At 71.0% G+C, this 16,883-nt stretch carries 19 protein-coding genes; 11 read left to right on the top strand and 8 right to left on the bottom strand.

Annotated elements, in window-relative coordinates:
- Positions 1-56 precede the first annotated feature (56 nt).
- A complete protein-coding gene (locus tag EKG36_RS18060) occupies positions 57-1,112 on the top strand; it encodes a C45 family autoproteolytic acyltransferase/hydrolase (RefSeq protein WP_126486612.1) in 1,056 nt (351 codons plus the stop codon).
- Here the strand turns inward: EKG36_RS18060 and EKG36_RS18065 are convergent.
- The gene (locus EKG36_RS18065; RefSeq protein ID WP_126486613.1) at positions 1,083-1,367 is read right to left on the bottom strand and encodes a hypothetical protein; all 285 of its coding nucleotides are present in this window, start codon (positions 1,365-1,367) and stop codon (positions 1,083-1,085) included. The two genes, EKG36_RS18060 and EKG36_RS18065, sit on opposite strands and share 30 nt — an antisense overlap.
- Positions 1,368-1,599: 232 nt before the next feature.
- On the opposite strand from EKG36_RS18065, the gene EKG36_RS18070 reads away from it, so the two are divergent.
- Positions 1,600-1,968 carry a DUF6746 family protein gene (locus EKG36_RS18070; RefSeq protein ID WP_126486614.1) on the top strand — a complete coding sequence of 123 codons (369 nt, stop codon included), beginning with the start codon at positions 1,600-1,602 and terminating at the stop codon, positions 1,966-1,968.
- 96 nt (positions 1,969-2,064) lie between these two features.
- Here EKG36_RS18070 and EKG36_RS18075 read toward each other — a convergent pair whose 3' ends face one another.
- The 5 genes from EKG36_RS18075 to EKG36_RS18095 form a co-directional block, all read right to left on the bottom strand.
- Positions 2,065-2,655, bottom strand: a complete 591-nt coding sequence (locus EKG36_RS18075) for a DUF4202 domain-containing protein (RefSeq protein ID WP_126486615.1) — start codon at positions 2,653-2,655, stop codon at positions 2,065-2,067.
- A gap of 71 nt (positions 2,656-2,726) precedes the next feature.
- On the bottom strand, positions 2,727-4,175 hold the full coding sequence (locus EKG36_RS18080) for a cytochrome D1 domain-containing protein (protein ID WP_221766117.1): 1,449 nt from the start codon (positions 4,173-4,175) through the stop codon (positions 2,727-2,729).
- Positions 4,176-4,279: 104 nt separating this feature from the next.
- The gene (locus tag EKG36_RS18085; RefSeq protein WP_221766118.1) at positions 4,280-4,693 is read right to left on the bottom strand and encodes a DUF7282 domain-containing protein; all 414 of its coding nucleotides are present in this window, start codon (positions 4,691-4,693) and stop codon (positions 4,280-4,282) included.
- A 48-nt stretch (positions 4,694-4,741) separates the two neighbouring features.
- A complete protein-coding gene (locus EKG36_RS18090) occupies positions 4,742-5,506 on the bottom strand; it encodes an anti-sigma factor family protein (protein ID WP_126486616.1) in 765 nt (254 codons plus the stop codon).
- Entirely contained in the window at positions 5,499-6,092 is a 594-nt protein-coding gene (locus EKG36_RS18095; protein WP_185827608.1) for an RNA polymerase sigma factor, read from the bottom strand. Before EKG36_RS18095 ends, EKG36_RS18090 begins: the two co-directional genes overlap by 8 nt.
- A gap of 271 nt (positions 6,093-6,363) precedes the next feature.
- On the opposite strand from EKG36_RS18095, the gene EKG36_RS18100 reads away from it, so the two are divergent.
- On the top strand, positions 6,364-6,960 hold the full coding sequence (locus EKG36_RS18100) for an SAM-dependent methyltransferase (protein ID WP_126486618.1): 597 nt from the start codon (positions 6,364-6,366) through the stop codon (positions 6,958-6,960).
- 8 nt (positions 6,961-6,968) lie between these two features.
- Here EKG36_RS18100 and EKG36_RS18105 read toward each other — a convergent pair whose 3' ends face one another.
- Complete coding sequence (locus EKG36_RS18105; RefSeq protein WP_126486619.1) at positions 6,969-7,508, bottom strand: outer membrane beta-barrel protein; 540 nt, start codon at positions 7,506-7,508, stop codon at positions 6,969-6,971.
- Between the two features lie 171 nt (positions 7,509-7,679).
- Between EKG36_RS18105 and EKG36_RS18110 the strand changes: the two genes are divergently transcribed.
- The 8 genes from EKG36_RS18110 (at position 7,680) to EKG36_RS18140 (ending at position 15,654) form a co-directional block, all read left to right on the top strand.
- Positions 7,680-8,339, top strand: a complete 660-nt coding sequence (locus tag EKG36_RS18110; protein ID WP_126486620.1) for a hypothetical protein — start codon at positions 7,680-7,682, stop codon at positions 8,337-8,339.
- 76 nt (positions 8,340-8,415) lie between these two features.
- Positions 8,416-8,565, top strand: coding sequence for a hypothetical protein (locus EKG36_RS20545; RefSeq protein WP_185827609.1), 150 nt, complete (start codon positions 8,416-8,418; stop codon positions 8,563-8,565).
- On the top strand, positions 8,565-9,299 hold the full coding sequence (locus EKG36_RS18115; RefSeq protein ID WP_126486621.1) for a metal ABC transporter ATP-binding protein: 735 nt from the start codon (positions 8,565-8,567) through the stop codon (positions 9,297-9,299). The genes EKG36_RS20545 and EKG36_RS18115 overlap by 1 nt, the downstream gene beginning before the upstream one ends.
- Positions 9,283-10,173: a metal ABC transporter permease gene (locus EKG36_RS18120; RefSeq protein WP_126486622.1), complete on the top strand. Its 891-nt coding sequence runs from the start codon at positions 9,283-9,285 to the stop codon at positions 10,171-10,173. Before EKG36_RS18115 ends, EKG36_RS18120 begins: the two co-directional genes overlap by 17 nt.
- 18 nt (positions 10,174-10,191) lie before the next feature.
- A complete protein-coding gene (locus tag EKG36_RS18125; RefSeq protein ID WP_126486623.1) occupies positions 10,192-11,274 on the top strand; it encodes a metal ABC transporter solute-binding protein, Zn/Mn family in 1,083 nt (360 codons plus the stop codon).
- A gap of 89 nt (positions 11,275-11,363) precedes the next feature.
- A complete protein-coding gene (locus tag EKG36_RS18130) occupies positions 11,364-12,029 on the top strand; it encodes an ABC transporter ATP-binding protein (RefSeq protein ID WP_126486624.1) in 666 nt (221 codons plus the stop codon).
- Entirely contained in the window at positions 12,026-14,524 is a 2,499-nt protein-coding gene (locus tag EKG36_RS18135) for an ABC transporter permease (RefSeq protein WP_126486625.1), read from the top strand. The genes EKG36_RS18130 and EKG36_RS18135 overlap by 4 nt, the downstream gene beginning before the upstream one ends.
- Positions 14,521-15,654, top strand: coding sequence for a lipocalin-like domain-containing protein (locus EKG36_RS18140; RefSeq protein WP_126486626.1), 1,134 nt, complete (start codon positions 14,521-14,523; stop codon positions 15,652-15,654). Before EKG36_RS18135 ends, EKG36_RS18140 begins: the two co-directional genes overlap by 4 nt.
- 182 nt (positions 15,655-15,836) lie before the next feature.
- On the opposite strand, the gene EKG36_RS18145 is transcribed toward EKG36_RS18140, so the two are convergent.
- Positions 15,837-16,811: an ABC transporter substrate-binding protein gene (locus tag EKG36_RS18145; protein ID WP_126486627.1), complete on the bottom strand. Its 975-nt coding sequence runs from the start codon at positions 16,809-16,811 to the stop codon at positions 15,837-15,839.
- Positions 16,812-16,883: the final 72 nt, after the last annotated feature.

The raw sequence follows: 16,883 nt of genomic DNA on the forward strand, positions 1-16,883 counted from the left end.
GCGCGGCCCCGCTCATGCTAGAGTGACCCCATGATGTCCAGCGTCGTGAGGTCACCATGCAGCTCAGCGTGCTTTCCGGCAGTCGCGGCGAGATCGGTGAGGCCCATGGCCACGCCCACGCCGCCCTGATCACCCACAGCCTCGAGGTCTACGATCGGCTGTTCCACGACTTCGTCGGCATCGGCTGGGCCGAGGCATGCACCGCCGCCGAGGCCTTCCTGCCGATGATCGAGCGCGGCTTCCCGGCGATCCTCGAGGAGATGGACGGCATCGCCCGGGGCGCCGGGCTCGACTTCGCCGACATCCTTACCCTCAACTGCCGCAGCGAGATCTCCCTTACCCAGGCCAGCGGCGGCTGCACCGCCTTCTCGCTGGAGCGCGACGGCACCCAGTGGCTGGCCCAGAACTGGGACTGGCGCACCGACCAGCTGCACAACGTGGTGGCCCTCGAGCTGCACCCCGGAGACGCCCCGGCTCTGGTCAGCATCGGCGAGGCCGGCATGGTGGCCAAGATCGGCATGAACGATCGCGGACTCGGGGTCTGTCTCAACGCCATTCGTTCGCGGACCTGCGGCGAGGGACTGCCGATCCACGTGGCCCTGCGCAAGATCCTCGAGAGCCCCGACCTGGACCGGGCGGTGCGCGTCGCCACTCACGACCGGGTCTGCTCCCCGGCGCACTTCCTGCTGGCCAGCCGCGATGGCCAGGCCACCGGCTTCGAGGTGCATCCCGGCCTGCCGGGGCGCCTGCCCCCCCATGCCGGCACCGTGACCCACACCAACCACCTGGTCGCCGAGACCGCCACCTGCCAGGTGGAAGACTTTCCCCGCCCCGACTCCCGCTCGCGCCTCACCCGCCTCGACCGGCTGCTCCACGAGCGGTTGCCGCTCGGCACGCCCATCGACGAGGCGGCCCTGTTCGGCCTGCTCGCCGACCACGACAATGCCCCCATGTCCATCTGCCGCCACTTCAACCCGCAGCAGCCCCCGGAAGAGCGCATGGAGACGCTGTTCGCCGTGGTCATGAACCTCAGCGAGGGCCGCCTGACCCTGCGTCACGGCAAACCCTGCGAGAGCGCCGACTCACTCACGATCCGCCTGCCCCCGGGCTGAGCGCCGCCAGGCGCCAAGCCGCGGCATCGCGTCCAGCTCGCCCTTGAGATACTGCTCGGTGGTCAACAGGAAGAGCCGCCGGAAGAGCTCATGGATGGCCTCCTCACGCCGCATCGCCGCGAGCTCCAGGTCCTCGTCCCGGGCGGAGTCGACCCTGGGGTATTCCCAGGCCATGCGCACCGAGCCGGAGCTGATGTCGCAGATCTCGAGGATGGGGTTCGCCCCGCGAAATGCCGTCTTGATGTGGTAGGCCATGGCGTCCTCCCGATCGACCCATTAAATAATAACGATTATCATTTGCAATGATCGTCGCCCATGGCGGCCCTGTCAAGGCGCAGCCAGGATCGGGGCAAGGCAGCCAGCGGGCCGGTCAGGGGGTGAGCTGATCTGGGTCAACGTCGGACCAGGCGCCGCTTGCCGTCGAGCAGCGGCGCGTGCATGCTGCTCATGCAGGATTGATTCTCATTAGCGAAAAGGAGATTGCCTCATGATCCAGCGCCTGTTGCCCCTGCTGCTGGCCGGCCTGCTGAGCACCCCGGCCCTGGCCGACGAGAACCAGCCCGAGCACTTCAGCGGCAAGCCCGCCGGCACCATGAGCGAGGCCGTGGCCAATGCCAGCGAGGCCAACCAGGAGCTCGCCGAGTTGCTGGACGGCGAGCTCAGCGACGCCGACATGGCCGAGGTTCATCGACTCTCCTACACCATGGAGAACGCCCTGGCGCGCATCCACGAGGAGGTCTACCAGCTGGAAGGTACCCTGGAGGAAGTTCACCTCGGGTCCGAGGCCTTCGACCGCGAGCGAGTGCGTACCAACGGCGAGGCCTACCTGGAGGGGATGGCCCCGCTGCTGGACTGATGCGACAGCGGCCAGGAGCCTGTCGGATTTGACCGAGCATCGCGAGACGCCCGGATTGGGCAGCAGATCAGCGTTACGTTCGACAGGCTCCTGGCCTCAGCTCGCCAGGGCTTCCTCCACCAGCGCGCGCGCCTCGGCCGTCATCGGCAGCTCCAGGGCCAGCGCATGGGCCCGGGGCGACATCTTCTTCCAGGTCATCTGCACGATGCGGATCAGGTGGTCGTGGTCGATCTGCTTGGAAAAGTCGGCGAAGTAGTTCTCCAGGAACACCAGGCAGGCGCAGTCCTCCACCGCCTGGGTGCCGGCCTCGCGCCCCAGCCCCTGCTTGCGGATCATCCGCGCCACCTGCTCGGCGGCCTCGTCGGGGTAGCCGGCCTCGCGCATCAGCGCCGCGGTGGTCTCGCCCGCCCGCTTGCCCTGGTCGCGCCGCCAGGTGAGGTAACCGACCCGGCCCTCGGGATAGTCGTCACGTGGCACCTGCCAGCGCTGCAGGTGCTGGCCGCGCACCGCCAGGCGCACCAGCTCGTCGGGGGCGGCGTCCAGCTGCTCCAGCCAGGCGCTCATGCGCCCGGCATGCCACAGCTCCTGGGGCAGCGACTCGCCGTCCACCGTCACCCGGCGCGGATCCCCTGCGTGCAGGGCATCGAGGGCGGCGAGGGCCTGTTGGTAGGGGGAAGACGCGGACATGGGCTCTCCTCACATTGCGAATCGTCTACCGGCAGGATACACGACACCCCCAGGCCCGGTCCGGAAGCGACTCAGGGATTGCCCGGCACGGCGATCCAGAACGGGAAGGCCCCGCCCGCCGGCACCTGCTGCACCACCTCGAGCGTCTCGGTATCGATAACCGCAAGGGTATCGTCGGCGGTAATCGAGACGTAGAGATAGCGGCCGTCCCGGCTGGCCCGAACCCCGTGGGGCCCGCTGCCGACCTCCACCTCGGCGACGACTTCCATGCGCTGGGCGTCGATGACGGTGACCGTGGAGTCGGCGATGGCGCCGGTGGCCACATAGCGCCCACCGGGCACCACGTCGATGCCGCCATGGCCGTTGCCGACCGCGAAGGTCTCGACCAGGGCGCGGCGCTTAAGGTCAAGCACTCCGACCCGGCCCAAGAAGTCGCGGATCCACAGCCGCTGGCCATCCTCGGAAAGATCGAGGTTGTGCGGGGTGTCTAGCCCCGGGGTGGGAATCTCGTCGACCTTCTCCAGGCGGGCCATGTCGATCACCGCGATGGCGCCGCCGCCCTGCAGGGTCACGTAGGCCCGGCTGCCGTCGGCGGTGAACACGGCGTTGTGCGGTTCCTCGCCGACCGGGACCTTCTTGACCAGTTCGCCGGCGCCGAGATCGATCACCGCCACGATGCCCTGCCCGGGGGCCACGGCAAGGCCATGGCGCCCGTCGGGGGCGATCTTCACGCCCTGGGCGACCGCGCCGATCGACAGCGTCGCGGTGAGTTCGCCGCTGCGGGCGTCCATCACGTAGACATCGCCGGTCTTGAAGCCCGATACCAGCAGCTGCGTGCCGTCCGGGCTCAGGGCGTTGTAGTGCGCCCCCGGCACACCCGGCCAGGCCGTCCCGGAGGGCAGCGACGTGACCAGGCCGCTGTTTTGCAGCGCTACATAGGCGGGCGTGGGAAAGGCCGCCTGCCGAGGAAGCACCGAGGCCTCGTCAGGCGCCCCGCCCGCCGTCTCGGCGAAGCCCGGGGTCGCCTCGCCGAAACCCACCAGTCCCCGGCGCAACGCATGGACATCACGACCGCTCAGCTCGGCCTCGCCCAGAGCGGCGATCTCCTCGGCGGTATAGGGATGGAACCCTCTCGGCGGGACCTGCGCGGGATCGAGGCCGGTCAGCAGGTAGTTGAGCACCGCGGCGATCTGGGCGTCGCTCAGCGCCCCGCCCCAGGCCGGCATGTTGCCGTCGTAGCGGACCCCATCGACCTGGATCGGTCCGGTCAGGCCATGCAGCAGCACCCGGGCCAGGTAGCGGCGCCCCTCCGGGTCACCCTCGGCCGCATAGAGCTCGCCGACATGGCCGCGATGAGGAGGGAAGCGGCCAGGCACCCCTTCGCCGCCGGCCTGATGGCAGGCGGCACAGTGGCGGGCATAGAGCCTCGCACCATCATCCTTCGGCGGCTCGGCGGCAATCGCCGTCCCGGCCCCGCCGAGCAGGCAGGCCGTTATCCAGGAGAGCAGAACAGGTTTCATGATCATCACCTCGTGTCGTGGGGCACGGGCGCCCCGGGCCATGCCATTCGGCATGGCCGGGGCGCCTGCCAGGGAAAGTGGCCGGGTCAGACCCGGCCTACAGGTCACTTCACGGCGACAGGCTGCACCACGGGCTTGCCATCGGCGGTGATCGGCGGGTCGACGTCCACCGAGCCGGGGCCAAAGGCGTACTCCCCGGGGGTGCCGGTATCGCGGTGCAGCATCACGAAGAGTCGCTCGCCGGAGGCGACCTCGTGGTCCAGCGCGACCCGGACGGCCTGGTGATCGCCGGCGGCCACGCTGGCATGGCCGATGGAAGCCGGCGCCACGATATCGCCGCCGGCATCGCTCGCGTGCACCACGACGAAGGCATCTTCACCGACAGTCACGGCGTCCACGGTGACGCTGGCACCGGGCGACTGCGGGGAGAGCTCGAGCTGCGGCGCACCGGCCGCCACCGCGGTTCCGGACATACCAAGGGCCAGGGTGATGGCAAGCGTGCTCGGACGCATGGTCATGGGAAGACTCCTTTCTTTCGATGGGTGAGAGGACGGCACGGGTTCCGGCTAGAGCCTGAGCCGCACCAGTTCCTCCGAAGGCAGCTCGCCGACCAGCAGCGAGCCTGCGTTGTTGCCCGGCCAGCCGACCACCGCCTGGCGGCCCTGCCGGGTGACGTACTGGCCATGGCGTGAGACGGCATCCCGCACGCGCGCCTGGTTGAAGAACAGCGGACCGCTGACCACGTACTGCACCACCGTCTGGTCCTTGACCCGATAGGCCAGCGCCGCCGCCGGCTGCTCCTGCAACACGGTCTTCCAGGCGCCGAGAAAGGTCGCCCCGGGGGCTTCGAGGCGCTCGATCGACAAGGAAAGCGAGCGGGACAGCGCCGCGGTATCCGTTGTCCGTCGCGGCAGCTCATCGGCCAGGACCCGCTGATAGTCGGCCACGGCATCGCGTACCATGGGCACACCCTGCCGCTCCAGCACGCCCGGCAGCAGCAGTACCGCCAGCAGGCACGCCTGGACCGCAGCCAGGCTCCAGCCCAGCCACCCCCAGAGGTGGCGAGGGGCATGCCGCCGAGCCGGCGGCATGCCCCGACGCCGGAGACGCCGTGCCATGGCGTCGGTCGCGCCCAGTGCGGGGGCGAGTGGCCTCAGGCGTTGCACCAGGGCCCGCTGGCGCGCCAGTTCCCGGCGACACAACTCGCAGCCTTCGAGGTGTTGCGCCATGGCGCGGTGTTCCTCCTCATTCAGCTCGCCATCCAGATAGGGCGCCACCCGCTCCAGCCAGTCGCCATGCGCCCCGGCATGTTCACGCTCGTGATCACTCATGACCTAGCCCCTCCCGGCCGCGAGTTCCCTGATGACCACCATGACCCGCCTGCTCGACCAACAGCGCGGCGAGCAGGCGACGCCCCCGCGCCAGCCGGCTGGTGACCGTGCCCAGGGGCAGCTCCAGTGTCTCGGCGATCTCCCGATAGCGGTAGCCCATCAGGTCGTGCAACTCGACGACGATGGCGAAGTCGTCGGGCAGGCGTCGCAGCATCGCCGCGACCCGATCGTCCGACTGGGCCGCCACGGCACGCTCGAAGGGCCCCGGTTCCTCCCCACCGATGGCCTGCCAGTGCGCCTCCTCGATATCCGTGATGGGCAGCAGCGACTGGCGACGCTCGCGAATCCGCCGGTGATCGGCGATCCGGCGCAGCAGGATTCGCACCAGCCAGGCACGCGACGCCTCGACCGAGCGCAGTCCCTCGAGCTTTTCCCAGGCCACGATACAACTCTCCTGCACCAGATCCTCGGCCAGGGCCACGCTGCCCGTGCGCAGCGTCGCGATATGCAAGAGATGCCCGATATGAGGCGCGACGAGACGCCGATAGCGCCGCTCTCGCGACGAGTAATGACCCAGCAACCACATCCCGCTGCTCCCGATGATTTCCTGCTGCCCATAGAGACGGGGCGAGACCACGACTTTATTCCCCACCTCGTCGGAAACCATCGAGGGCTGGCCTGGCCATCTCCACAAGCGCAGCGGTGGGTCACTGCACAGGCATACGAGCATGGCCTGGCCCCGGCAGCTCGAGATCGTCGACCGCGAGGTCCTGGCACAACGACCCCATTGGCCCTGAAACGGCTCGATGCCTGATATGCTGTCCAGGGATAAACTTATGCAATGAAGGAGAGTCACCATGTGGGATGAACGTTACAGCGGTGACGCCTATCTCTACGGCATCGAGCCCAACGACTTTCTCTGCGATCACGTCCGGCGGCTCGGCCCGCCGCCCCAGCGCGTGCTGTGCCTGGCCGACGGCGAGGGCCGCAACGGGGTCTACCTGGCCGAACTGGGACATGCGGTCACCTCGGTGGATGCGTCCCGGGTCGGCCTGGCGAAGGCCGCGCGACTGGCAGAGGCGAAGGGCGTGACCCTGGAGATCCTGCAGGCCGATCTCACCGAGCATGTCTTCCCGGCCGAGGCATTCGATGCCGTGGTGTCGATCTTCTGCCATGTGGCCGAAGCCGGGCGACCACACCTGCATCGGCAGGTGGCCCGCGCCCTGACGCCAGGAGGGCTGCTCCTGCTGGAGGCCTATACTCCGGACCAGGTGCCCCGCGATACCGGCGGCCCGGACACCCCGGACCGAACCCCGACCGCCGCCGAGCTGGAGGCCGCCTTCGCGGACTTCGAGATCCTGCTCAGCCGAGAGGTGGAGCGTGACGTTCAGGAAGGCAGGGGGCACACCGGGGCCGGGGCGGTGGTCCAGTTCATCGCCCGCAAGCCCCGCTGAGCTCCGCCTCAGAAGGTGTAGACCACCCCGGCGGTGAACATGTCGAGATTGCCGATCTCGTCGGTGTCGAGGCGCTCGACCTCCAGTCGGCCGGTCAGCCCCAACAGCCCGACACGGGCCCCGAGGCCATAGACCGGGTCAGTGCCGGAGCGGTCGCGACTGACCCCGCGGCCACGCTGGTCGGCGTCCCAGTCGGCCATGCCGGCCTTGGCGTAAACGCCCAGCGGGCCGACACTCAGCCCGGCGACGCCCATGGCCTGGACGCTCTCCACTTCCAGGGTCGCCGAGCGACCACCGACCTCCCCGTCCAGGGTGCCGCCGTTCACATAGGCCAGCTCCGCGCCCAGGTCGAGGAAGGGCAGCCAGCCGACGTTGTAGCCGCCGACCAGTTTCCAGTGCTCGGCCTGGTCGTCGAAGTCGCCATCGCCGTGCATCTGGCCGATGCCGCCACCCAGATAGGGCCCGGTATCACCGGTCGCCTGAGCATTGCCGGCCGCCAGGGCGAGGCCGGCGGCAAGCAGCAGGGTAAGGGGAGTCGTACGCAGCATCTTGGCTCCTTGCAGCAGGACAGGATGGCATCCAGTGTAGCGCGCCACCGCCGGTCCCTGCAGGCCCGAAAGCGCTGCGGCAGAGGCGGCAGCCACGAGAGGACGACACGCCCCTGCTCGAGCGGCGATGCAGTGCTAGGCTGCAGAAGCCCCGTCCCCTGGAGATGTCTCATGCGCCTGCCCGCCCTGCGTTGCCTCGCCCTGCTGCTGCTCTGCCTGCCCCTGCCGACCCTCGCCCAGTCGCCGTCGAGCGAGTGGCAGGCCTACGCGGATGCCCTGTCCCGTGGCGCCCGGCAGGCCGAACTGTGGCAGCTAGGCTGGACCGGCATCTATGCCGGCAGCCTGGCATGGAGCGCCTGGCAGGCCAGCGAGGCGAGCGACGACGCGGACCGCTTCGATGCCCGAGTGGGGGTGGTAAAGTCGACGCTCGCCCTGGGCGGCCTGTTCCTCGACCGCCAGCCGCATCCCGCGGCCTATCGGCGCCTGCAGCATGGCGAAGGCGACCTCGACAGCGCCCGCCGCCTGCTGCGGGAGGTGGCCGAGGAGGAGCGCCAGCGGCGCAGCTGGCAGGCCAGACTGTCCTCGCTGGCGGTGAACGGCGTCGCCGGGCTGGTGATCGGCGTCGGCGACGACCGTCCCGGGGATGGCGCGATCAACTTCGCCACCGGCATGCTGGTCAGCGAGCTGCAGCTGCGCACCCAGCCGGGTCAGGCCATGGCGGCGGTCAACCGCTTCCAGCCGGCCCGGCTGAGGTTCGGCGAGCTCCGCCTGAAAGGCGAGTATGCCTGGCTGGTCGCCCCCGACCGCCTGGGCGTCGTGCTGCGCTACTGATTCGCGCATCGGGACAGTGGCCAGTGCCGATATTGTTATGTTATAACCTTCTCCGCATTTTCGGAGACGTTCCAGCATGGCGCACCGTACTCACCGGCATCGCCCCGAGGGGCCCTGCCACTTCTCGCTGATGTCGCTGTCGGCGGCCCGCCGACTGCTGCTCGCGCTGGCCCCGCTGGCCGTGCTCTGGCTGGCGGTCCTGTGGGCCACGGGATGGGGAAGCTGATGGCACGACTGCAACTCCACGACCTGCAACTGGCCCGGGGCGGCCAGACGGTGCTCGAACATCTCGATGGCCGCTTCCAGGATGGCGCTGTCACCGCGCTGATCGGCGCCAACGGCGCCGGCAAGAGCACCCTGATCGCAGCGATCATGGGCATGCTGGCCCCGGTGGCCGGCCGCGTCGAATGCCGCGTGCCCCGCGAGCGCTGCGCCTGGCTGCCCCAGCAGCTGGCCCTCGACCTGACCTTCCCGATGAGCGTGGAGGAGCTGATCATGACCGGCACCTGGCCGAGCCATGGCGCCCTCAAGGGCTACTGCGCGGCCCACTACCGCAAGGGGCGGGACATCATGGCACGGCTCGGCATCTCGCACCTGGCCCACCGCCAGCTCGGCGAACTCTCCGGCGGCCAGCGCCAGCGCGCCCTGCTTGGTCGCACCCTGATGCAGGAGGCCGAGCTGCTGCTGCTCGACGAGCCCTTCGCCAACGTCGACGGCGAGACCGTCGAGATGCTGATGGACGTGCTGCGCGACATGGCCCGCGCCGGTGCCACCATCCTGGTGGTGCTCCACGACATGGAGCAGCTGGCGCGCCTGGCCGACGATGTCCTGCTGCTGGCCGGCGGCCACGGCCGCTGGGTCAGCCCCGAGGCACTGCTCGATCATCACACCGGCCAGCTGCCCCGTGCCCCGCGTCTGCCCATCGACTTTCAGGAAGCCTCCCATGCTGGCACTGCTTGACGCCTGGCTGTTCGCCCCCTTCGAGTACGGCTTCATGCGCCGCGCCGTGGTCGCCGGCCTGGCGCTGTCGCTGGCCGCCCCGCCGCTGGGCGTGTTCCTGATGCTGCGCGGCATGAGCCTGATCGGCGACGCCATGGCTCACGCCATCCTCCCCGGGGTGGCCCTGGGCTTCCTGTTCGCCGGCTTCTCGCTGCCGGTCATGAGCCTGGGCGGCATCCTCTCGGGGCTGCTGGTGGCGGTGCTGGCCGGCAGCGTGTCGCAGATGACCGGCCATCGGGAGGACTCGGCCATGGCCAGCTTCTTTCTGATCTCGCTGGCCGCCGGGGTGATGCTGGTGTCGCTGGGCGGCAGCAGCGTGGACCTCACCCATGTGTTGTTCGGCTCGATCCTGGCCGTGGACACCACCGCCCTGGTGCTGATCGCCGGCATTGCCAGCCTGATCGTCACCGTCCTGGCGGGCATCTTCCGCGCCCTGGTAGTGGAGTGCCTGGACCCGCTGTTCCTGCGCGGCCAGGGCGTGCGCGGCGGCGTGGTGCACGGCGTCTTCCTCGGCCTGGTGGTACTCAACCTCACCGCCGGCTTCCAGACCCTGGGCACCCTGATGGCGGTGGGCCTGATGATGCTGCCGGCCACCACCGCGCGCTTCTGGAGCCAGCGCCTCGAGGGTCTGATCGCCATCGCCATCGGCATCGCCCTGGTGGCCAGCACCGGCGGCCTGCTGCTGTCGTATCACCTCAGCCTGCCCTCGGGCCCGGCGATCATCCTGTTGGCCGGCGTGGCCTATGTGCTCTCCGCGCTGTTCGGCCGCCAGCACAGCCTCGCCGCCCGCTGGCGACGCACGGCCCGGCCCCTGGACGCTGCCCCTCCCCCCTGACGCCATCGGAGAACCACGATGTCATCGACCCGGCCCTTGCCCAGGGCAGCCGCCCTGCTCGCCGGCACCTCGGCGCTGCTCACCCTGTCCGCCAATGCCCCCGCCGCGGAGCGGGTTCAGGTACTTGCCAGCTTCAGCATCCTCGCCGACATGGTCGAGCAGGTGGGCGGCGAGCATGTCGAGGTCACCGCCCTGGTGGGCCCCGACAGCGATGCCCACGTCTTCACCCCGCGGCCCACCGATGCCCGGGCCCTGGCCGAGGCCGACCTGGTGGTGTTCAACGGCCTGCAGTTCGAGGGCTGGATGGCACGACTGACCGACGCCGGCGACTATACCGGGCCGACGGTAGTGGCCACCGACGGCATCGAGGACGCCCTGGCGGCCGACGATGACGCTCACGGCCATGACGACAGGGCGCACGATGCTGCGGGCCCTGACCAGGAGCACGGCGCTCACGACTCCGCCCCCGAGACCGGCGGGGATAGCCATGACGATCACGCCCACGGCGGACTGGACCCCCATGCCTGGCAGGACCTGGGGCTCGGCCCGCTCTACGTCACCAACATCCGCGACGGGCTGATCAGTGCCGACCCGGACCACGAAGAAGCCTACCGGGCGCGTGCCGCACGCTACCTGGAGGAGATCGCCGCCCTGGACGCCGAGCTCCATGCACTGCTGGACTCGTTGCCCGAGTCCACCAGCGTGATCACCGGCCACGACTCCTTCGGCCACTTCGCCCGGGCCTACGGGGTGACCTTCCTGTCACCGGTGGGCCTGTCCAGCGAGGCCGAGCCCAGTGCCGCCAACATGGCCCGGCTGATCGACGTGATCCGCGAACGACACGTCGGGGCGCTGTTCCACGAGAACATGACCAGCCCGGCGATGATCGACCAGCTCGCCGAGGAGACCGGCCTGCCGGTCGCCGGCACCCTCTATGCCGATGCCCTGGCCGCCGAGGGCGAGGCCAGCAGCTGGCTGGGCATGATGCGCCACAACGCCCGCCTGCTTCACGACGCCCTGGGCGGCGCAGACGACGGCAGGGACGAACCCGGCCATGAGGACGAGGACGCCCACGACGCAGCCGCCGGCCACGGCCACTGACGGCAGAGCGCCAGCCTGACGGCGGCGCCACCTTCGGGTGGCGCCGTTTTTATGGGAGGATCAAGGTCATCGTCCCGGGAAGGCTCGTCATGCTCGACATCCGCCAGGTGTACAAGGCCTACGCCACGCCCCAGGGCCCGCTGCGGGTGCTGGCGGGTGTCGACCTGCGCCTGGCGGCTGGCGAGAGCCTGGCGCTGATGGGCGAGTCGGGCAGCGGCAAGTCGACCCTGCTGCACCTGGCCGCGGGCCTCGACCTGCCCGATCACGGCGAGGTGCGCCTCGACGGCCGGGCGATCTCGTCGCTGTCGGAGCCACGCCGCGCGCGGCTGCGCCGGGAGCGCCTGGGCCTGGTGTTCCAGCAGTTTCACCTGGTGCCGAGCCTCGACGTGCTCGACAACCTGCGCCTGCAGGCGCGCCTGGCCGGCCGGGAGTCGCCCGACTGGACCGCGCGGCTGGTCGCGCGGCTGGGGCTCGCCGGCCGTGAGCGCCACTACCCCGAACAGCTCTCCGGCGGCCAGCAGCAGCGTCTGGCCATCGGCCGCGCCCTGGCGCCCCGCCCCGCCCTGCTGCTCGCCGACGAGCCCACCGGCAACCTGGACGAGACCACCGCCGGCGAGGTGCTGAGGCTGCTGCTGGAACTGGTGCGCGAGGCCGGCAGTGCGCTGCTGATGGTCACCCACAGCCCGGTGGTCGCCGCCCCCCTGGATCGCCGCCTGCGGCTTTCCCACGGTCGCCTCGGGGAAGCGCCGCCATGAGCCCGCTCGGCGTGGCCCTGGCCACCCTGCTCTCCCACTACCGGCGCCACCCCGGCCAGCTGGCCCTGCTGCTGCTCGGCCTGTGGGTGGCCGGCGCCCTGTGGAGCGGCGTGCAGGCCATCAACGCCTCGGCCCGGGACAGCTATGCTCGCGCCGAGGCGCTGTTCGACGCCGACCTCGATCGCCTGACCCCCGCCGACAGCCGGCCGCTCGACCATGAAGACTTCGTGACCCTGCGCCGCGCCGGCCTTCCCGTCTCGCCGATCGTGGAGGGCGAGGTAACGGCGGCGGGCGGCGAGCGGCTGACGGTGATCGGCATCGACCCGCTCACCCTCCCCGGCGACAGTGCCCTCGCCTCGCCGGGTGCCGAGAGCGGGCTCGAGGCCTTCCTCACTCCGCCCTGGCGGACACGCCTGGCCCCGGAGACCCTGGCCGCCCTGGGGCTGTCCCGCCAGGCGGCCGGCGGGGCCACGCCCCGCCTGGCCGGGGGGCGACGCCTGCCCCCGCTGGCGCCGAGCGCGGCGCTGCCGCCGGCGACCCTGGTGATGGACATCGCCGTGGCCACCCAGCTGCTGGGGCGCGGCGATGGCCTCTCGCGCTTGGTGGTGCCGGCCGGTGCCCTGGCCGCAGCCCCGCCGGGCTACGACCTGGAGCGCGCCGAGCAGCGGCTGGCGCCGGGCGAGCTCACCGCGAGCTTCCACCTCAGCCTCACCGCCATGGCCCTGCTGGCGTTGATCGTCGGGCTCTTCATCGTCCAGGCCGCACTGGGACTGGCGCTGGAGCAGCGCCTGAGCCTGCTGCGTACCCTGCGGGCATTGGGCGTACCGGGCCGCACCCTGATCGGCCTGCTGGCCCTGGAACTCGCCCTGCTGGGCCTGGTCGGCGCGCTGGCCGGGATCGCCAGCGGCGTCGGCCTGGCCAGGGCGCTGCTGCCGGACGTGGCCGCCACCCTGTCGAGCCTGTATGGCGCCGAGGTCGGCCGCACCCTGCAGCTGCCCTGGCACTACTGGCTGGGTGGGCTCGGCGTCACCCTGGGCGGGCTCTTCCTCGCCGGCAGTGGCGTGCTGTGGCGCGCGGCCCGCCTGCCGGTGCTGGGGCTTGGCCAGGCCCAGGCCTGGCGGGCGGGCTATCAGCGCCAGCTGGGACGGCAGGCCCTGGCCGGGGCCGCCAGCGCCCTGCTCGCCCTGGGCCTGTGGGCCTGGCTGGCCACACGCCCACCCGGCGAGGGCCTGGTGGCCGCCTTCGGCCTGGTGGCGGCACTGCTGCTGGCCGGCGCCCTCTGGCTGCCGCCGCTGCTGGCCGCCGGGCTCGCCGGCCTGGGCCGATGGATGCATCGCCGGCCGCTGGTCCAGTGGGCGCTGGCCGACCTGCAGCTGCAGCTGCCACGCCTGGCCCTGGCCATGATGGCCCTGTTGATCGCGCTGTCCGCCAACCTGGGGGTCGGCAGCATGGTCGGCGGCTTTCGCCTGACCTTCCTCGACTGGCTCGACCAGCGTCTGGTAGCCGACCTCTACCTGCGCCCGACGCCGGCGCGCTTCGACGAGATCGATGCCTGGCTGGCCGGGCGTCCTGAGGTGGCCGAACGCCTGGCCACCGCCAGCGGCGAGACGACCCTGCTGGCGATTGGCGACGCCGAGACGCCTCGCCAGCCGGTCGCGCTGTTCGGCATCACCCCCGGCGACACCCTGAAGCCCGGCTGGCCACTCAAGGCCACCCTGGCCGGGCGGGAGGCGGCCTGGCGGGCGCTGACCGGCGGGGCGGCCTTCGTCAACGAGCAGCTGGCCATCGCCCGGGGCATCGTCCCCGGGGACCGCCTCACCCTGGCCGCGCCGGACGGGGGCGAACGGCTCCGCGTGGTCGCCATCTATCCCGATTACGGCAACCCCCAAGGCGAGGTGCTGCTGGCCACCCCCCAGTTGCGCCACCGCTTCCAGGCAGCGTCGGGGAGCCTCGGCATCGTGCTCGCCGACGGCGAGGCGGCCAGGCCCCTGGCGTCCGCCCTGCGCACCCGGTTCGATCTCGACACGACGGCACTGCGTGATCAGCGCCAGGTGAAGCGGGTCGCCACCGATATCTTCGAGCGCACCTTCGCCATCACCCGCGCCCTGAATGCCCTGACCCTGGCCGTGGCGGCCCTGGCCCTGCTGGCGAGCCTGCTGGCCCTGGCCCGGGAGCGGCGCCGGCAGCTGGCCCCGCTATGGGCGCTCGGTGTGCCACGCGGCCGGCTGGTAGCGGTGCAGCTCGCCCAGCTTGGCATGGCGGCCCTGGCCACGGGCCTGCTCGCCCTGCCGCTGGGCCTGGCTGTCAGCGCCTGCCTGGTCGGGAGCATCAACGTCGCGGCCTTTGGCTGGCGGCTGCCCCTGCACGTCTTCCCCGGCGGGATGCTGCTGACCCTGGCGACCGCCCTGGGGGCCGCCCTGCTGGCGGGGGGGCTGCCGTCGCTGGCGCTGTGGCGAACGCCGCCCCGGGCCCTGCTGGCCGAGGAGGCGCCATGAGGGGATGGAGACTGCTGGTCGTGGGGCTGCTGCTGGCCGGCTGCGAGCGGGACCCCACGGAGCCCCGCGCCGGCTTCGCCGGGCTGGGCGCCGATGCCGAGGGCTTTCCCCCCCTCGCCTCCGAGGCGGCCCTGGCCTTTCCCGAGGATCACGGCCCGCACCCCGGCACCCGCCTCGAGTGGTGGTACCTCACCGCCAACCTCCGAGGTCCTGACGGGGCGCCCCTGGGCATCCAGTGGACCCTGTTCCGCCGGGCCCTGCGCCCGCCGACCGCGCCCACCAGCGGGGCCTGGGCCGCCGACCAGCTGTGGATGGCGCATGTGGCAGTCTCCCGCGGCGCCACCCACCGGGTCGCCGAGCGCTTCGCCCGGGGCAAGGTCGGCGAGGCGACGCTCGAACGGCACCAGGCCGGGGTCACCGCCGCACCCTTCCGTGCCTGGCTCGACGACTGGCACCTGGAGAGCCGCGTCGCGGAGGGCACGGGCGATGCCCTGGACCGCCTCGAGGTCAGCGCCGAGGCTGGCCGGGGGGAGGCCGCCTTCGGCTACCGGCTGGCCCTCGACGCCCAGGGCCCGCTGGTACGCCATGGCAAGCCGGCTTTCGGCGAGGGGAGCGCCGAGGCCGCGGGACCGATCTACCTCAGCCAACCCTTCTACCGGGTGACGGGAACGGTCACCCTGGAGGGCGAGCGCCTGGCGGTCAGCGGCCGCGCCTGGCTCGATCGTGAGTGGGGCAACCGGCTGATGGCCCCCCGGCACCGCGGCTGGGACTGGTTCTCGCTGCACCTGGCGAGCGGCCACAAGCTGATGGTCTACCACCTGCGCGGCGAGACGGCTTCGGATACGACCCTGTTTGGCACCTGGATCGCCGCGGACGGCGAGACCCGGACGCTGGACGCCGAGGCCCTGTCACTGATGCCGCTGACCACGCGCCGCGTCGCCGGCCGCGAGCTGCCCACCCGGTGGCGGCTGACCCTGCCGGATCGGGGGCTCGACCTGACGGTCGCCGCGCGACACCCCAACCGCTGGATGGCCACCTCGGTGCCCTACTGGGAGGGGGCCGTGACGGTGCGCGACCATGAGGGTGGCCTCCCGCGGGGCGAAGGCTACCTCGAGATGACCGGCTACTGAACGCCAGGAGCGCGCCACCATCAACCTGCTGGCGGCCATGGGCCCCGGCGGGCGGGGCGAGGGGAGCACCGCAGCGTGGCAACCATGGAGGACATCCCTGCCTGCCGTTGAATCCGCTGCGCCAACGCAACGAGGCCGCCCCGCGGGCGGGGCGGCCTCGTCATGTTGCTGGCAACCGGGATTCAGGCGTCGGGAATCTCCAGCGCCTGCTGCACCACCGGCCAGGCGGGCTCACCCTCGCGAGTGGTCACGCCGTCGAGGAAGGCCTTGACCTTGCCGGGATTGGCACGCATCCACTCGACCGCGACCTCACGGGGCTCACGCTCCTCGTAGCTGAAGCCACGGATCATGGCGCTCTGGTCGTCGGCGGTGAACTCGACTTGGTCGAGCAGTCGGGTGGCATTGGGGTTGGCCTCGGCGAAGGCCTGGGTCACCAGGGTGCGCACGTCGCTGCGCCCCCCTTCCGGGCCCCACATGTCCTGGGTGTCGTCGAGGTACTTCACGTCGTACTCGATGTTCATCCAGTGCGGCGTCCAGCCGGCGAAGACAATCCACTCCTCGCGATCAAGAGCGCTGTCCACGGCGCTCAGCATACCCGGCGTGGAGGTCTCGGAGAGGGTCCAGTCGCCCAGGCCATAGGTATCGTTGTCCACCGCCTCATTGAGGGTATCGCTCATGCCGGTGCCCACCTCGATGGAGTAGATGGTGCGATCCAGCTTGTCGGCAAACTCGGGCTTGTCCAGATCCTCGGCGGAGGTGAGGCCGGCCTCGTAGAGGTAGGTCGGCACGGCGAAGCCCAGGCGGGCTCCATCGACGTTGTTCCCCAGGTCGACGAGCTTGACATCATCGCCCTCGAAGCTGGTGTCGTACATGCCCTGCTGGGCAGGCAGCCAGGCCGCCAGGAAGGCGTCCAGCTCCCCCTGGTTAAGGGCCTCGTAGGTGATGGTGGCGCCGAGCTCCTGCTGCCGCGGCTCATAGCCCAGGGTCTCGAGCAGGGTGGCGGCCAGGGCGGTCTTGACCGTGACACCCGGCCAGGCCGGGACGGAGAGGCGGACCTGGGCAGGCTCGGCGGCCTGGGCCACGCTGCTCACGGCCAGCGGGGCCGCCAGCAGGGTGCCGGCAAGGGCCAGCGTCAGGGGACGATGGGGCAGTTTCATCGGGACTCCTTGGCAGGTCATGCCATGTGGGATTCAGGCCCTAGACCCTATCCCCCTGACGCCGGCCCATCA

Origin of the sequence: Halomonas nitroreducens, from assembly GCF_003966155.1 — a bacterium.
GTDB classification, from domain to species: Bacteria; Pseudomonadota; Gammaproteobacteria; order Pseudomonadales; family Halomonadaceae; genus Halomonas; species Halomonas nitroreducens.

Coding starts and splice junctions, on each gene's coding strand:
- EKG36_RS18060 (WP_126486612.1), top strand. CDS start 57: ATGCAGCTCAGCGTGCTTTCCGGCAGTCGCGGCGAGATCGGTGAGGCC.
- EKG36_RS18065 (WP_126486613.1), bottom strand. CDS start 1,367: ATGGCCTACCACATCAAGACGGCATTTCGCGGGGCGAACCCCATCCTC.
- EKG36_RS18070 (WP_126486614.1), top strand. CDS start 1,600: ATGATCCAGCGCCTGTTGCCCCTGCTGCTGGCCGGCCTGCTGAGCACC.
- EKG36_RS18075 (WP_126486615.1), bottom strand. CDS start 2,655: ATGTCCGCGTCTTCCCCCTACCAACAGGCCCTCGCCGCCCTCGATGCC.
- EKG36_RS18080 (WP_221766117.1), bottom strand. CDS start 4,175: ATGAAACCTGTTCTGCTCTCCTGGATAACGGCCTGCCTGCTCGGCGGG.
- EKG36_RS18085 (WP_221766118.1), bottom strand. CDS start 4,693: ATGACCATGCGTCCGAGCACGCTTGCCATCACCCTGGCCCTTGGTATG.
- EKG36_RS18090 (WP_126486616.1), bottom strand. CDS start 5,506: ATGAGTGATCACGAGCGTGAACATGCCGGGGCGCATGGCGACTGGCTG.
- EKG36_RS18095 (WP_185827608.1), bottom strand. CDS start 6,092: ATGTGGTTGCTGGGTCATTACTCGTCGCGAGAGCGGCGCTATCGGCGT.
- EKG36_RS18100 (WP_126486618.1), top strand. CDS start 6,364: ATGTGGGATGAACGTTACAGCGGTGACGCCTATCTCTACGGCATCGAG.
- EKG36_RS18105 (WP_126486619.1), bottom strand. CDS start 7,508: ATGCTGCGTACGACTCCCCTTACCCTGCTGCTTGCCGCCGGCCTCGCC.
- EKG36_RS18110 (WP_126486620.1), top strand. CDS start 7,680: ATGCGCCTGCCCGCCCTGCGTTGCCTCGCCCTGCTGCTGCTCTGCCTG.
- EKG36_RS20545 (WP_185827609.1), top strand. CDS start 8,416: ATGGCGCACCGTACTCACCGGCATCGCCCCGAGGGGCCCTGCCACTTC.
- EKG36_RS18115 (WP_126486621.1), top strand. CDS start 8,565: ATGGCACGACTGCAACTCCACGACCTGCAACTGGCCCGGGGCGGCCAG.
- EKG36_RS18120 (WP_126486622.1), top strand. CDS start 9,283: ATGCTGGCACTGCTTGACGCCTGGCTGTTCGCCCCCTTCGAGTACGGC.
- EKG36_RS18125 (WP_126486623.1), top strand. CDS start 10,192: ATGTCATCGACCCGGCCCTTGCCCAGGGCAGCCGCCCTGCTCGCCGGC.
- EKG36_RS18130 (WP_126486624.1), top strand. CDS start 11,364: ATGCTCGACATCCGCCAGGTGTACAAGGCCTACGCCACGCCCCAGGGC.
- EKG36_RS18135 (WP_126486625.1), top strand. CDS start 12,026: ATGAGCCCGCTCGGCGTGGCCCTGGCCACCCTGCTCTCCCACTACCGG.
- EKG36_RS18140 (WP_126486626.1), top strand. CDS start 14,521: ATGAGGGGATGGAGACTGCTGGTCGTGGGGCTGCTGCTGGCCGGCTGC.
- EKG36_RS18145 (WP_126486627.1), bottom strand. CDS start 16,811: ATGAAACTGCCCCATCGTCCCCTGACGCTGGCCCTTGCCGGCACCCTG.